Consider the following 15,338-nt stretch of genomic DNA (forward strand, 5'->3'; position numbering starts at 1 on the left):
AAAGAGTTAGGTTTTTGATTTATGTTTCTGTATATCAGTTTTTTATAATTTATTGAAGAAGATTAACAATTTTATGTTAAAAAAATAATGAATTGATAGGTGTTTTTTCAATATTTCTGTGTTTTTTTGTTGCAGTAAAATTGTAACCCCAAATTCATTATGAAAAAGATTATTACCATTGCCATTTTGTTCTTTAGTTTTGTTTCGTTTGCACAAATCAAAGTTCTTGAGACAGTTCCAGTTGAGAAATTAGGAAAAGTAAATAACAACTACATTCAGAAAATTGGAGACGAGTATACTGTGTACTATACAAGTATTTTAAACGATGATGATTCTTCTCCTTTGAGAAAATTTTCTTTTAAAAATCTGAATAACGATTATACAAATCTTTACAACATCATCATGGGTGGTTTTACAGCTAGTCCGTTGTATGATATCAAATTAGAATTGCCAAACAACTATATTTGGCTGCACTATACAGGAAATGTTGTTCCGGACAAATCTACAGTTCAGTTTATGGTTTCTAGTAAAGATAGAGATGCTGCAACAAATAGTGTTTCTGAGCCATTAGTTAAAGATCAAATTAATAAATTATTCCAGAAATAATTTTATTATCAGAAATAAAAAAAAGAGAGGCTGTTCAATAACTGAACAGCCTCTCTTTTTTTATGGTTCAGAGGGTAAAAGGGGCAAAGGTTTCTTTTTAGCTAAAATTAACTTTGTCTGTTTGCATCTTTGTTTCTTTGAACCTTATTAAAATTATATTTTCTTTACATACTGCGTAATAATCACAATCTGCTGTCCGTCTACTTTTCCTTCGATGTATTCAGCGTTTTCATGATCTAAACGAATATTTCTAACTGCAGTTCCTTGTTTGGCAACCATGCTGGAACCTTTTACTTTAAGGTCTTTAATTAAAACAACAGAATCTCCGTGTTGCAATACTACGCCATTACTGTCGCGGTGAACCAGTTTATTTTCGTCATCTTCGCCTTCACCGGTTGCTTGTGCCCATGCCAGTGTATCTTCGTCTAAATACATCATATCAAGCAATTCCTGAGGCCATCCTGCAGCGCGCAAACGACTCAGCATTCTCCATGCTACAACCTGAACCGGAATATTCTCATTCCACATGCTGTCGTTAAGACATCTCCAGTGATTTAAATCGACGTTGTCCGGATTCTCAATTTGGTCAATACAGGTATTACAGGCTAATATAGCTTCGTCAATACCACCTTTTTGAGTTGGCAGTACTTGATATACTTTTAGGTTTTCTTCGTTGCCGCAAAGTTCACATTTAGATCCGCTTCGTTTGCTTAATTCTCTTTCGATACTCATTATTTATTGTTTGTTTTAAAAATGCGAAATTACTTATAATTTGCTTCGCTGGCAAATTTATGACTGCGTAGTTTTTGGCATGTCATTGCTGATGTTTACTTTTTTACCCTAACCGCATCCGGAACCAGCATTTCGTATTCACCGCCATTTCGCAATACGTCGCGAACAATGCTCGAACTGATATATGACGTTTTTGCAGCAGTTAATAAAAATACAGTTTCGATTTTAGAAAGACGCCTGTTGGTATGTGCAATGGCTTTTTCGAATTCGAAATCCGCAGGGTTGCGCAGACCTCTTAAAATGAAATTTGCTTTTTGTTTTTTGGCTAAATCTATTGTTAATCCTTCATAAGTTATAACCGAAATTTTAGGTTCGTCTTTGAAAGTTTCTTCGATAAAACGTTTTCTTTCTTCTAATGAAAACATGTATTTTTTTTCGGCATTGACACCAATAGCGATTACGATTTCATCAAATAACGAAATTCCTCTTTTGATAATATCTTCGTGCCCAAGTGTAATAGGGTCAAATGATCCCGGGAATATTGCTTTTCGCATTTTATTTTCTTTTTAAGGTTCAAAGCTGCAAAGGCACAAAGTGCAAAGTACCTGAAATTGGCCAAAGCTCTGCTTTTTGGAATTTGGTGTTTATTTTAAGTTATTCTTTTAGTATTTATCGCTTCGACCCATTCTTCTTTTTTGCAGATTTCGCATTTTGCGGTTCCTTTTTTGAGTTCCTGTGTATGGCCGCAGAAAGTACAGGCGTGAATGCCGTCTTCCGAGACTGTTTTACTTTTTTTATTGAACAGGGCAGGAAGAATAGGTAATCCGTATTTTACTTCATTATCTTCATAAAAAAAGACGCTTATTTCACCGCTGGGTTCTATAAAGGCATGTTTTACTTGTCCTAAATGTTCTATTGATTTTACGCGAAGTTCAGAGAAAAATTCATCTTGGGCCAGGGTTTCTTTTTTGAAACTTGATACCGAAAATTTTCCGTCATTTATAAGACATTCTGTTTTGCCTTCTATAAACTCTTCGAATCTTTTGCTTTTTCCGGTAAGCCAGGTTACGGTGCGGTACAAAATAATGATAACCAGAAAAACAATCGCTGCAGGCACAATTCCCACATCTTCATAAAACATTGGATCGCCGGCGGCAGAACCAAGTGCAATAATAATTACAGTTTCGAAAATTGATAACTGTTTGACACCTCTTTTACCTGCTAATTTTAAGGTGAGCAGTAAAATCGTGAACATTACTGTTGAACGAAATATTACCTCCAGAAGGAAAACTTCTGGAAGTTCGTTAAAAAATAATCTATTCCATTCGAAGATTTCTTTCATTTTTTTTAGTTACTGAGGTTCTGAGATTATAAGGTTCTAAGGATTTGACTTCTCCCGAAACTTCGGGATCGCTCAGTCTGACAATGAGATATATTGTAAAAACAAAGGTGCTAAAGATATTAGAATCTTAGCACCTTAGTATGTTAGCGACTATTTTAAAGCCAGTTCTATGGCGTTTGTAAATAAATCTTCAAGAGAAATTCCGGCGGCTTTTGCTTGCTGCGGAATCAAACTTTCTGTGGTTAATCCCGGAATGGTATTCATTTCGAGCATATATGGTTCGTTGTCTACAATAATAAATTCGCTTCTTGAAAAGCCTTTCATTTTTAAAACTTCATAAGCACGTTTGGCAATTTCTCCAACTTTTTGAGTTAACTCGTCAGAAATTCGGGCTGGTGTGATTTCTTGTGATTTTCCTTCGTATTTAGCTTCGTAATCGAAGAAATCATTATCGGACACGATTTCTGTAATTGGCAGAACTTTAATTTCTCCTTTGTAATTAATTACTCCAACAGAAACTTCTGTTCCGTCAAGGAAACTCTCGATGATGATTTCGTTGTCTTCTTTGTAGGCAACTTCAATAGCGATTGGGAGTTCGGCTTCGTTTTTTACTTTTGAAATTCCGAAACTTGAACCGGCTTTGTTTGGTTTAACAAAACATGGCAATCCTACTTTTTTAACGATTTCTTCAGTATTAATAACATCACCTTTGTTTAAATAATAAGAAACGGCTGTTTTGATTCCGTATGGTTTTAAAACCGATAATAAATCACGTTTATTGAAAGTCAATGCCGCTTGATAATAATCGCAAGATGACTGCGGAATGCCTAATAATTCAAAATAAGCCTGCATTAAACCATCTTCTCCAGGAGTTCCGTGAATGGCATTAAAAACACAGTCGAAAGTGATTTTTTCGCCATTTACCGTCACAGAAAAATCGTTTTTATCAATTGGAAATTCAGTGTCGTTCGCATCTACATAGACCCATTTTTCTTTAAAAATATGAATTCTGAATCTGTTGTATTTTGTTTTGTCAAGATTTTGATATACAACGTTTCCGCTGATTAGCGAAATTTTAAATTCGCTTGAATATCCGCCCATGATGATGGCAATGTTTTTCATTGATTTGATGTTTAATCGTTTATTTGTGTATTTGCTTAATCGTTTTTTGATATGAATTGCCCTTATTTGCCTTTTTTGTTATCTGATAATTAGAGCCGAAAATGTTTTATGAAAACGAATACTAGCCCTGATGGAAGCGGCATCCTTTTGTGCCGGTGTTCGGCATAAAAGATACAGCGTACAGCAGGAAACAGCTCCTTAAAATTTAAATATCAAGCTTTAAAGTCCAAAATCGAAAGATCTTCTTTTTAAGAAAAACAACAATCGCAGTACTTTCTCGTTTTAAACAAAATTATCATTTTTTTTGAAACGAAATAGCTTTATCTTTGCGACAACTAAAAATAAATTTATGAGTTTACGTAAGTATTTAACTAGCCGGGTGTTTTTCTTGCAAGTATTGAGTGCGGCTGCTATTATTGCGGTTTTGGGTTATTTGTTTATGCATTGGTTGACTTTTACAACTGATCACGGACACGAAATTGCAGTTCCGAATTTGTCTAAACTGACAGAGGAACAAGTAGAAGCAAAATTGGATGAACTGGACTTAGATTATGTGCTTTTGGATAGTGTAGATTACCGAAGTGAATTTCCGAAATACAGTGTTGTTGAGCAGGATCCGCTGCCGGGAACAAAGGTGAAAGTAGGAAGAAAAATATATATTAAAATTAATTCTTCAGGATTTTCATCTGTTAAGATTCCGGATTTAATTGAAAAAACATATCGTGAAGCCGTACCAACTTTGAAAGCTTTAGGACTGGAGCCGGGAACGATTACTTATATTCCAAATCTTGGAAAAGATATGGTTTTGGAAATGCGTTACAAAGGCAGAAACTTAAAAGTAGGAGATCGTGTATTGAAAGCGTCTAAAATCGACTTGGTTTTAGGTGATGGAAAAGCGAGTTATGTAGATGATAGTCAGGCGACAGACAGTACAGCAGTGCCTGCAGAAACCCCACAAGATGAACAATAATATTGAAAATTTAGATCTGGAAGACGAATTATTCGAACATTACAGATTTGAAGTCCCTAAAGGTCAGGCGCTTTTGCGTATTGACAAATATTTAATGAATTTGATTCAGAATGCTACGCGCAACAAAATTCAGAATGCGGCAACTGACGGAAATATTTTTGTAAATGATATTCCGGTAAAATCAAATTATAAAGTTAAACCTTTTGATGTGGTAACGGTTATGTTATCGCATCCGCCGTTTGAAAATCATATTCTGCCAGAAGATATTCCGCTGAATATTGTGTATGAAGATGATGCGCTTTTATTGATTAATAAAGAGCCTGGAATGGTGGTGCATCCTGGTCACGGAAATTATACGGGAACCCTTGTAAATGCATTGGCACATCATTTTGATAATCTGCCAATGAACAGCAGTGAACGTCCGGGATTGGTGCATAGAATTGATAAAGACACTTCGGGACTTTTGGTTGTAGCTAAAACGGAAGCGGCAATGACGCATTTGGCGAAACAGTTTGAAGCAAAAACTTCTGAACGTGAATATATTGCCCTTGTTTGGGGAAATGTTGCCGACGAGGAAGGAACAATTGAAGGAAACCTTGCCAGACATTTAAAAGACCGCATGCAAATGGCGGTTTTTGCTGATCCTGAAATTGGGAAACCGGCTATTACGCATTATAAAGTTTTAGAGCGTTTTGGTTATGTGACTTTGATTTCATGTAAACTGGAAACTGGAAGAACGCACCAAATTCGTGCACACATGAAGCACATTGGGCATCCTTTGTTTAATGATGAGCGTTACGGCGGTCATTTGATTTTAAAGGGAACTACGTTTACAAAATACAAACAGTTTATAGAGAATTGCTTTAAAGCATTGCCTCGTCAGGCACTGCATGCTAAAACGCTAGGTTTTGTTCATCCAACTACGGGAGAAATGATGCGTTTTGATACCGAATTACCTCAGGATTTTCAGGATTGTTTAGAGAAATGGCGTAATTATGTAAAATCGCATAATACGGAAGATGATGAGAACTAATTTTAGATTTTAGAGATTAGATTTTTAGAATAAAGAAAATAGAGAAGAGATTTTATTTTCTTGTATGCATAAAAAAAGCTCCTAAAAGGAGCTTTTTTGTTTTTGCAGCGTTTTGATAGTCAAATCTACGATTTTGATTTCGCCGTTTGTAAGAAATCCCAGTTTTCCTTCTTGGCTTAAATCACTTTTTTCAAGGGAACATTCTAATGTTGCTTTATTATCTACAGAAAAGAATAGCTGATTGTTTTGAACTTTAATTTTTACTGTGTACCATTTATTATTTTGTAATTCTAAGGATTTCTTAAACAATGTTGGTCCGCCTCGTTTGCCGTATTCGTCGCTTCCTTTTTTGTATACACCTCTTCCTATTACAATATTCTGATCGATTTGATACAAATATGTTCTGATATATTGTTCCTTATCGATGTTGAGCATGATCTCAAACAGGGATTCTTTTGTCATGTTTACCTTAAAATCAATTTCGTAATTTTTAGGGAGTTTCTTTTTAGATTCTATTACGCCCCAGTGCATTGGACCGCCTGTTCCTATTAAAGTATCTTTTTGAAGAAACCATTCTTTCGAATTAAAATTCCAATAAGATTTTAGTGGTTTTATTTCGGTGATTTTGTATGTTTTTTTTTCTGTTGAAATAGTACCGCTGCAAGAAGCGAGTAGTAACGGGAATAGTAATAATAAGATATATCTGATTTTCATTTTTGTTTTTTTAGTTTAGCTCAGAATGGTATTTAATTTTGCCAATTGATCCCGTTGGCGATGGCAAAAGTTCAAAAACCGAAGTAGGAGCAAGGCCTGATTCGATTCTGTGAGAAACATACAAAATCGTAACATTGGTTTCTTGTTTTATGGTATTGATCAGCTGAATTACTAAATCTACATTTTCATCGTCTAAACCTTCTACCGGCTCGTCTAGAATTAATAACGGAGGATGTTTTAAAACGGCGCGAACAATCAACGCAACTCTTTGCTGACCGATAGAAAGATCAATAAAACGTTTTTTTCTTAATTGCGTCATCTCAATCACTTCCAGCCATTGCGAAACGATTTGTTTTTGATGTGTAGTTGGTTCAATATAAAGCCCGATAGAATCGAAAAATCCGGAGAGGATCATTTCTTCTAAAGTATGGCCTTTTTGAAATAAATCAGTCATGGAAGTGGTGAAGATTCCAATTTGTTTTTTGATGTCCCAAACGCTTTCTCCAGTTCCTTTTTTTCTTCCAAATAAAAATAAATCCTGACCAAATCCTTTTGGATTATCGCCTGTTATTAAAGATAAAATCGTGCTTTTTCCGGAGCCGTTTGGTCCAATTAACTGCCAGAATTCGCCTTGTTTTATAGTCCATGATATGTTATCCAGAATTTTTCTTTCGTCGTAACTAACCGACACATTTTCTAATTTAATTAATACACTTTCGTGAAAAGAATGCGGCTCGATGGCTTTTGGAATTGAGGATGTATTTAAAGTCTTAAAATGATTTTCGGTTTTTGAAATAGGATGCAATTCAAAAGTATTATCTTTAATCTGCGCCTTATTCGGAACAAATTCCAAAACATCTACCACACGGTTTAGGAGTTGAATTATCGCAATATCATGCGTTAAATCTTTTAAAGAATCTGCCAGAATCACTCTTGAAGCCTGATCCAAATGATCAAACGGATTATCGAAAATTATAAAATCCGGTTTTTGATTAATACAGTATTTTAAAAATTCTTTTTTGCGTTCGCCAGATGAAAAAGTGCGCAATTGTCTGTGCGATTCCGGCGAAGCCTCAACAGTGTCATATTGATATTCCTTTTCGATGAATTTTTCGATTGCAATGTCAGAGAATAAAATCCCTTTTTGGTTGTTAAAAACGGCTAATTCGCCTTTGGCTTCTCCGGAAAGAAGCGCATCTATAAAAGCTTTTTTATTTACCTGATTTGATAAAAGTATATCCCAATGCTGCATTTTTGGTAATTTATATTTTTTGATTTATTAGTAAAGATTTTGCCGCAGATTTCACGGATTAAAATGATTACTCTTTGTAATTCTTCAATCTGTAACAAAAAGTTTAATCTTGTTTTTTTGTTGCTATTTCGCGGTCATTTCTCGACCATTCGCTCCAGGAACCCACATAAAGTTTCGGGATTTTTATTCCGGCGTAATCCATTGCTAAAAGCGTGTGACAGGCCGTAACACCAGAGCCGCAGTGCACAATTATATTTTCGGCGGGTTTATCTTTTAAAATAGAAGCATATTTTTCAGCTAAAATTTCAGAAGATTTAAAAAGCCCGTTTTCGTCCAGATTTTCGCTAAACGGAACATTGACTGCTCCCGGAATATGCCCTGCAATTAAATCCAGCGGTTCTGTAAGCCCGTCAAAACGATTTTTATCTCTTACATCTATTACGATATTTTGATTATTGGTTCGGGCTTTTTCCACTTCGTCTATATCGGCTAAGCCTAATTTCCATTCTGAAATTAAATATTTTTCTGCTGTTTCAAAAACTTCGATTTCTGAACTTACAGGGTAACCTGATTTTACCGCTTCCTGTAATCCTCCGTTTAAAACCTGAACATTTTCATGTCCAATTGCTTTCAGCATCCACCAAAATCTGGCTGCAGCATTTGATCCGTTTTTATCATCATAAATAATGACGTGCGACGAAGGTAAAATTCCGAGTTTAGAAAGTACTTCAGAAAACTTAGAAAAAGAAGGAAGTGGATGTCTTCCGCCATTTGCAGGATCTTTTTCGACTGATGCTAAATCTTTATTTAAGTCGATATAACGAGCGCCTTTTAAATGTTGTGTTTTATAATTTTCTTCTGCATTAATTCCTGCTCTGGCATCTATTAATATAATTTCAGATGAACTATCCGTTTTGATTAAATCCTGAGCGTTTATGATAGGGGAAAGCTGACTGGCCATTTTTTTTATTTTTTAGAATTTCCCAGCCAAAGCAATCCATTAAGAATTAATTGACTTTCTGTTTTGTTCTCAAAAGTATACGAAAGTGTTTTATTAGTTCCGTGTTCGTAATCAATATCATTATGCCCCATGTTTATGTAGAACATTTTGTAGTTTTTGTTTGTCCAGACAACCGGGTAGTAACCGCTGTGCCAAATTTCGTGTGCTTTTGGCCCGGTTCCCAAAGGAAAACTGCTTGGGTCAATGGCAAGAAGAATTTCAATATCAGGATTTTTGGTTAAATCATTGCCCCAGCGATACCATTCGTTTGGTGCCGAAGTAAATGTTTTAGGAAGATTTTTTGTTACCGGATGCTGATTCTCGACTTTTAAAACGGCCGATGTTGGTTTCCATGTATTGCTTCCATATTCTCCTGAGCCTAAAAAAGTGTTGTGATACCAGTCCCAGTTTTGCGGATAGCTTGAATCTTTTAGAGCAAAGGCAGAAAAATGAAAGCCAATAAAACCACCGCCATTTTCCATATATTTCCGGAAAGCTTCTCGCTGCTCCGGAGCTTCAGGTCTTGTGTCTAAAAATAAAACGACTTGATAATCAGCTAAAAATTTGGCATTTAAATTTTTCCAATTGTCTGTAGAGTCGTATACAAAATGATTTTCTTTGGCAATTTTTGGAAACCATTTATTGGCTTCATGAACAAAACTAATATGTGCCTGATCGTTTTTGGCTGTATAAAAAGCGATTACTTTAAATTTGGTTTTTTCTTTTTTATGCTGCGAAAATCCTGTACAACAAAATACAAGAAGTACTAATAAGATTCCTTTTTTAGTTAGGGAATAAATGGAATTAAAAGTCTTCATCTTTAAATTAACCTGGAATTTTTTCAATTAATATTTCGTTTCCGGCAATATCAAAATAAGTGCAGGTCATTTCGATAATATCTACTCTCCATTTTGCAATGCCGCATTGCCCGGCATGATTGCAAAAAGTAAGATAATCTGTTTCGCCCTGCTGATGTTTTACCAAAAACTCAATGAAAAGTTCCTTGTTAACGGTTACTGCAACCGAAATTGGATTATATTTTTCATCCGATGTTACCATGTAGTTATTTACGCCGTAATATTCGACGTGTCCGTCATTCACAAAAGTGTCATATCCTTTTACGCCCAGAATGATTAGGTCTTGTATATAATTTGGAAAATCAGCCCCGCTTTTTACTTTAGCATGTGCTTCTTTGATTTGGTCGATTGTAAACATAGATATTTAGTTTTAAAGTTAGAGTTGTCTTGAATTACAAGAATTTTATTTAATAAAACGCTAAAATTAATTCACGGCAAACAAAAAAAGATTATTGTTTCAAAAATACGATTAATGGTTTTATAAATTGATCGAAAGACTCAATGTGGGGTAAATGTCCGGTATTGGGTACTTCGACTAATTTAGAATTCGGAATTGCTTTTTGAGTTTTTTTACCCAGTTCAGCATAATTTCCCATCGTTTTTCTAATTTGTTCAGAAACTAAAGGTTTTCCAATTGCGGTTTTATCTCTTGTTCCGATGATTAAAAGCGTGGGACTTTTAATGTTTTTAAATTCGTATAAAACCGGCTGCGTAAAAATCATGTCGTACATCAAGGCAGAATTCCAGGCTACGATGCTGTAATTGGGAGCAGTAGTCCATCCGGCACCAAGTTCAGCCCATTTTTGGTAATCGGCGTTCCATTTTCCATCATAATAGTTTTCCATTTGATATTTTTTGATGCCTTCGTAATTTTGTTTTAATTCCGATTCGTACCACCAGTCTACCGGTTTGTAAGGAACAACTAATTTCCAGTCTTCAAGTCCAATTGGGTTTTCAAGAACTAACTTTTCTGTTGTTTCCGGATACATCAAAGTAAATCTCGAGGCCAGCATTCCGCCCATCGAATGTCCTAAAATGGCCGTTTTGGCAATCCCTAAATGATCGAGTAATTTTTTGGTATTTTCTGCAAACTGCTGAAATGTATATTGAAAATTATCTGGTTTTGATGATTTTCCAAACCCGATCTGATCCGGAACAATAACTCGGAAACCTTCTTTTGTCAGGGCTTTTATTGTTGTTTCCCAATAAGCGCCATTGAAGTTTTTGCCATGAAGTAATACAATGTTTTTATTGTTGTAATTGGCCGGTTTTATATCCATATAAGCCATCTTTAGATATTGGCGCTGGTTGCTTAATTCTAAAAATTGTACAGGAAATGGGTATTCATAATTTGTTAAGTTGATATCCAGGGACTTAATTTTCTCTTCTTGCGAAAAGCAAAAAAGCGGTAATATCAATAAGATGAGTTTTATAATTTTCATTTGAAGCCATTTTAATTAAGAATTATAAATTTACCGCTAAGCATTTTGAAATGCAAAGATTAAAGTCTTAAAATTATCAGAAAAAAACTTTGGCGGGTCTATTTTTTCAGTGTTACGACTCTTTGCGGATACGGAATATCAATCGCTTCTTCATCAAAACGTTTTTTGATGCTTTGCAGTAAATCGCAATACATAACAAAACCATCTGTCGAGTTTTTTGCCCAAGCCCACGCTTTTAATGTTACGCTTGAATCGGCCAGAGCTACAACTCTTGCGATAACCAAAGGTGTATTTTGTTTTTTATTCTCGGCTGTTCTGGTGTCAATAAAAAGAGGATGTCTGGCAACTTCGTCTTTCATTATTTCCAGTGCTTTTTCAACATCAGATTCATAGCCAATTCCTATTTCGATTATTTTACAGCATTTGGTATCGTGCATATTGGTATTCACAATAATTTGATTGCTGATTACAGAGTTAGGAATTATGATTCGGTTGTTTTCGGCATCTTTTAAAACTACCTGTCTCAGGTTTATATCTTCAACTGTACCAACAAAACTGTTGATTGTGATTTTGTCGTTAATTCTAAAAGGTTTAAAAATTACCAGAAAAATCCCGCTTACAATATTGCTCAAAGCCTGCTGTGAAGCCAGACCGGCAACGATTGATATTACACCCGCACCAGCCAGGAAAGAGTGGCCTATGATTTTAAATTCCGGAATTTGAATCAAAGCAAAAGCAAATCCAAGAATGTAGATTACGGTTATAATTAAGTGTTTTAAGAACCTGAATCCGGTGGCGTCATATTCTTTATTACTTAGTTTTCGATACAAAAAATAACGTAATACCTTATCTGTTACTGCTCCTAAGATAATAGTGGTAAGAGCAATTATAGAAATAATAATACCAATCTTAAAGTCTTTTGCAAAGTCGAACATAAGCTTTTTTAAGTTTTAAATTCATATTTAAACAAAGTTATTGTTATTAATATAAATACTGAATTTTTAATGATTGAAAATAATCTATGAATCGCTATTTGTTACTATTTTATGTGTTAAAAAAATAGAATAAATTCAAAAAACAGCTTGCGGATTTGCCTTTCATTATTTGAATTTGAATGAAAATTCTGTTTCGATCTTAAAAGTATAAAATACTGATAATTAGTATTGTAAAACAGGATTGAGCAGGATGGTCTCGTTTTGGCTAATGGCTAAATTGGTTATAACTATTTAACCATTTATAACCAAATCACTATGAGAAAAACTACTTTAAATTTTAAGCTTATGCTTAAAATTATTATGAATTGCTGGCTGTTTGTTTCGATTACCAATGTAAAGGCCCAAACTTTGGCATTTCCAGAAGCAACAGGTTTTGGCCGTTTTACGACTGGGGCGAGGGGCGCTGCTAATCCGCAGATTTATTTAGTAACCAATTTAAATGACAGCGGACCGGGCTCGTTTCGTGATGCCGTCAGTCAGGAAGGAAGATTTGTAATTTTTAAAGTGGGCGGTATTGTAAACCTGCAGACTCAGGTTGTAGTGTCAGGCAATACTACCATTGCGGGACAGACCGCAACAGGCGAGGGAGTTGTATTTTTAGGTCCAAGAGTAACCTTTACAGGAGCTGGTAACACGATTGCAAGATATCTTCGAATTCGTTATGGAGGCACGGCTCAAAATCAAGATGCATCGGGATTGGCAAACGGTGCTAATATGATTTTTGATCATATGACTTTTACCTGGGGAACCGATGAAGTTTTTTCGATCAATTGGGATAATAAAGGGGTAAGCCCGGATAATATTACAATTCAAAATTCAATTATAGGGCAGGGACTGCATCGTCATAATCATTCGGCAGGAGGATTAATTCAGCCTTCCGGCGGAAAAATAAGTTTAATAGGCAATTTATACATTTGTAATAAAACCCGAAACAATAAGATAAAGGGGATTAACGAGTTTGTAAATAACGTAGTTTACAATTGGGGAAATTATGGTAACACATACGGCCATACAGAATCCGGTGATGCCTATATTATGGGTGGCGATTCTGCGGGAAGTTCAGATGTAAATATTATCAATAATTACTTCATTGGCGGGCCTAATACAAGCAATACAATTTCTACCCCTTTTAATCGCGGTAATGATAATTTTTCATTGTACGGATCTGGGAATTATTTTGATAATAATAAAGATGGAATATTAAATGGAACTTTGGTTCCGGCAGATTTAAGCGGATATCCAACCGGAAATGCTTCAACAATTCTTTCGACTCCTTACGATTATCCAATGAAAAATACCACCTTAACAGCTCAGGATGCTTATAATAAAATCGTTTCGAGTGTTGGAGCATCGTACCCTAGAAGAGATCAGGTAGATAATTTAATGATTTCTGATCTGATGTCTAAAGGAACAACAGCGGCTTACGTTTATGTGCAATCTGATTTAACCACTCAATTTGGCTTTACAAATGGTGGTGCAGGACATGTTTACGGTGCGCCGGCTCTATTAGATTCAGATAATGATGGAATGCCGGATGCCTGGGAAGATGCAAACGGTTTAAATAAAAATAACAGTGCTGATGCTCTGGCGGTAAGCACATCAAATTCTCCTTATTTTAATATTGAAGTTTATATTAACGGATTAACGAATGTTACGCCTCCCGATTTTATTATGCCGCCTTCCAGTTTGAATTTTACGAATATTGTTTCAGCCGAAATTCCGCCGTCAAGTTCGTTTACGATTAATTGGAATGATAATGCTGCAAACGAGAGCAATTATGTTTTAGAACGTTCTTTAAACGGAACAGATTTTACGGTTTTGAGTACTTTAGGAGCCAATACAACAAGTTATAATGAGTCTGGCTTAATCCCAAATACGCAGTATTATTACCGAATTAAAGCGGTAAATACTGCAGAGTCATCGGTTTATAGTGAAATTGTTTCCGTAACTACACCGCCAATTCCTTCGGCGCCATCCAAAACAACAAACCCTGCACCGGTTTTAAACTCTAATACTGTCGAATTAACAGGAGGTAATGTAAGCTTAAAGTGGAGTGGAAGCTCAAATACCACATCTTATGCTGTTTATTTTGGTACTAATGCGTCAAATCTGAACAAAGCAGCAGATGTGGCATATTCGGCAAGTCCGTCTTATCAGGTTACAGGATTGAGTTCGGCGGTAAATTATTATTGGAGAGTTGATGCAGTAAATGCTAAAGGAACTGCAACAGGAGATGTGTGGAATTTTCGTGCCATAACGCCAAGTCTTGTGGGGCATTGGCCTTTTAAAGAAGCTGCATCTCAGGGAGAAGAAATTGCGGATATTACGAATTATGGCAATAACGGAATTTTAGATCCTGCCTATGATAATGCAAATGTGAGGGTAGCTGGAAAAGCAAATAATGCGATCGATTTTTCGACTTCTGAAAATAACAAATCGATGGTAAATATTCCAACTCAGGATTATTTATTGTTTGATAAAAACTCGTTTACGGTTTCCTTTTGGATGAAAGCGGCGCCGGCTTTATTACCAAGTTCTTCGGCAGCGAGTATTTATGTTTTGTGCAAAGGTTCATTTACTAAAAACACAACAACGGGAGCCACTGGAAGAAGATATAATGTTGAAATTAAAGACAAGCTTTTGCGTTTTGCCATTGATGATGATAAAACCAAAAGAGAGGTCACCACAGCGGCAGCAAAATATTTTACGGACGAATGGGTAAATGTGGTTATAATGAGGGATGTACCGGCTCATAAAATGAGAATTTATACCAATGGTGTTTTTTCGGCCGAATTAGACGAAACCGCCGTAACGGGGATTTCTGAAGAAACGGATTTGATTATTGGGAATATCGGAGAAATAGAACTAACATCAGGAACGGCACCGGCTCCTTATAAAGGAAAATTTGACGAACTGCAGATTTTTAACTATCCATTAAGCCCCACCGAAGTAATGGCTTTATTTACGCAGGATTTTTTAAGTACAGATAAATTCAGTCAAAGCAAAAGCATTGTTAAGGTTTATCCTAATCCTGTGAAAGAACAAATTTTTATAAATATGCCAGATCACGCAGTTGTTGCTGCAACGGCTTCATTAAGTGATATTACAGGAAAAACTATTATTAAGGAAAAACTTGTTTCTGACGAAAACGGAATCTTTACTTTAAATATTACAAATAAAAAAATAACCGGATTGTATATTTTGACTATTTCGGGAGAGAATTTCAGCAGTAATTTTAAAGTATTAGCAGAATAAACAGCATAAAAAAAATCC

The 15,338-nt window shown here is 35.4% G+C and carries 15 protein-coding genes; 4 read left to right on the forward strand and 11 right to left on the reverse strand.

Features of this window, described 5'->3' with window-relative positions:
• Nucleotides 1–159 precede the first annotated feature (159 nt).
• Complete coding sequence (locus BKM63_RS14040; protein WP_071637189.1) at nucleotides 160–606, forward strand: hypothetical protein; 447 nt, start codon at nucleotides 160–162, stop codon at nucleotides 604–606.
• A gap of 153 nt (nucleotides 607–759) precedes the next feature.
• Here BKM63_RS14040 and BKM63_RS14045 read toward each other — a convergent pair whose 3' ends face one another.
• The 4 genes from BKM63_RS14045 to BKM63_RS14060 all read right to left on the reverse strand — a co-directional run bounded on the left by BKM63_RS14045 (nucleotide 760) and on the right by BKM63_RS14060 (nucleotide 3,802).
• Entirely contained in the window at nucleotides 760–1,338 is a 579-nt protein-coding gene (locus tag BKM63_RS14045; protein ID WP_071637190.1) for a PhnA domain-containing protein, read from the reverse strand.
• Nucleotides 1,339–1,433: 95 nt separating this feature from the next.
• Nucleotides 1,434–1,892 (reverse strand): pantetheine-phosphate adenylyltransferase, encoded by a 459-nt coding sequence (gene coaD, locus BKM63_RS14050; RefSeq protein ID WP_071637191.1) that lies wholly within the window; start codon nucleotides 1,890–1,892, stop codon nucleotides 1,434–1,436.
• Nucleotides 1,893–1,987: 95 nt separating this feature from the next.
• On the reverse strand, nucleotides 1,988–2,680 hold the full coding sequence (locus BKM63_RS14055) for a DUF421 domain-containing protein (protein ID WP_071637192.1): 693 nt from the start codon (nucleotides 2,678–2,680) through the stop codon (nucleotides 1,988–1,990).
• A 150-nt stretch (nucleotides 2,681–2,830) separates the two neighbouring features.
• Nucleotides 2,831–3,802, reverse strand: coding sequence for a D-alanine--D-alanine ligase (locus BKM63_RS14060; protein WP_071637193.1), 972 nt, complete (start codon nucleotides 3,800–3,802; stop codon nucleotides 2,831–2,833).
• Between the two features lie 349 nt (nucleotides 3,803–4,151).
• Between BKM63_RS14060 and BKM63_RS14065 the strand changes: the two genes are divergently transcribed.
• Nucleotides 4,152–4,772 (forward strand): PASTA domain-containing protein, encoded by a 621-nt coding sequence (locus BKM63_RS14065; RefSeq protein WP_071637194.1) that lies wholly within the window; start codon nucleotides 4,152–4,154, stop codon nucleotides 4,770–4,772.
• Nucleotides 4,762–5,805 carry an RluA family pseudouridine synthase gene (locus BKM63_RS14070; RefSeq protein WP_071637195.1) on the forward strand — a complete coding sequence of 348 codons (1,044 nt, stop codon included), beginning with the start codon at nucleotides 4,762–4,764 and terminating at the stop codon, nucleotides 5,803–5,805. The genes BKM63_RS14065 and BKM63_RS14070 overlap by 11 nt, the downstream gene beginning before the upstream one ends.
• Nucleotides 5,806–5,886: 81 nt before the next feature.
• On the opposite strand, the gene BKM63_RS14075 is transcribed toward BKM63_RS14070, so the two are convergent.
• The 7 genes from BKM63_RS14075 to BKM63_RS14105 form a co-directional block, all read right to left on the reverse strand.
• Entirely contained in the window at nucleotides 5,887–6,519 is a 633-nt protein-coding gene (locus BKM63_RS14075) for a hypothetical protein (protein WP_071637196.1), read from the reverse strand.
• Between the two features lie 10 nt (nucleotides 6,520–6,529).
• Nucleotides 6,530–7,771: an ATP-binding cassette domain-containing protein gene (locus tag BKM63_RS14080; RefSeq protein ID WP_071637197.1), complete on the reverse strand. Its 1,242-nt coding sequence runs from the start codon at nucleotides 7,769–7,771 to the stop codon at nucleotides 6,530–6,532.
• Between the two features lie 103 nt (nucleotides 7,772–7,874).
• Nucleotides 7,875–8,732, reverse strand: a complete 858-nt coding sequence (locus BKM63_RS14085) for a sulfurtransferase (RefSeq protein WP_071637198.1) — start codon at nucleotides 8,730–8,732, stop codon at nucleotides 7,875–7,877.
• Between the two features lie 5 nt (nucleotides 8,733–8,737).
• Nucleotides 8,738–9,589: a ThuA domain-containing protein gene (locus BKM63_RS14090; protein WP_071637373.1), complete on the reverse strand. Its 852-nt coding sequence runs from the start codon at nucleotides 9,587–9,589 to the stop codon at nucleotides 8,738–8,740.
• Nucleotides 9,590–9,596: 7 nt separating this feature from the next.
• The gene (locus BKM63_RS14095) at nucleotides 9,597–9,986 is read right to left on the reverse strand and encodes a DUF1398 domain-containing protein (RefSeq protein WP_071637199.1); all 390 of its coding nucleotides are present in this window, start codon (nucleotides 9,984–9,986) and stop codon (nucleotides 9,597–9,599) included.
• Nucleotides 9,987–10,077: 91 nt separating this feature from the next.
• Nucleotides 10,078–11,070 carry an alpha/beta fold hydrolase gene (locus BKM63_RS14100; RefSeq protein WP_071637200.1) on the reverse strand — a complete coding sequence of 331 codons (993 nt, stop codon included), beginning with the start codon at nucleotides 11,068–11,070 and terminating at the stop codon, nucleotides 10,078–10,080.
• Nucleotides 11,071–11,168: 98 nt separating this feature from the next.
• On the reverse strand, nucleotides 11,169–12,005 hold the full coding sequence (locus tag BKM63_RS14105; RefSeq protein ID WP_071637201.1) for a mechanosensitive ion channel family protein: 837 nt from the start codon (nucleotides 12,003–12,005) through the stop codon (nucleotides 11,169–11,171).
• 345 nt (nucleotides 12,006–12,350) lie between these two features.
• Between BKM63_RS14105 and BKM63_RS14110 the strand changes: the two genes are divergently transcribed.
• Nucleotides 12,351–15,320, forward strand: coding sequence for a LamG-like jellyroll fold domain-containing protein (locus BKM63_RS14110; protein ID WP_071637374.1), 2,970 nt, complete (start codon nucleotides 12,351–12,353; stop codon nucleotides 15,318–15,320).
• Nucleotides 15,321–15,338 lie beyond the last annotated feature (18 nt).

This window comes from Flavobacterium johnsoniae (assembly GCF_001879205.1).
Lineage (GTDB): Bacteria > Bacteroidota > Bacteroidia > Flavobacteriales > Flavobacteriaceae > Flavobacterium > Flavobacterium johnsoniae_A.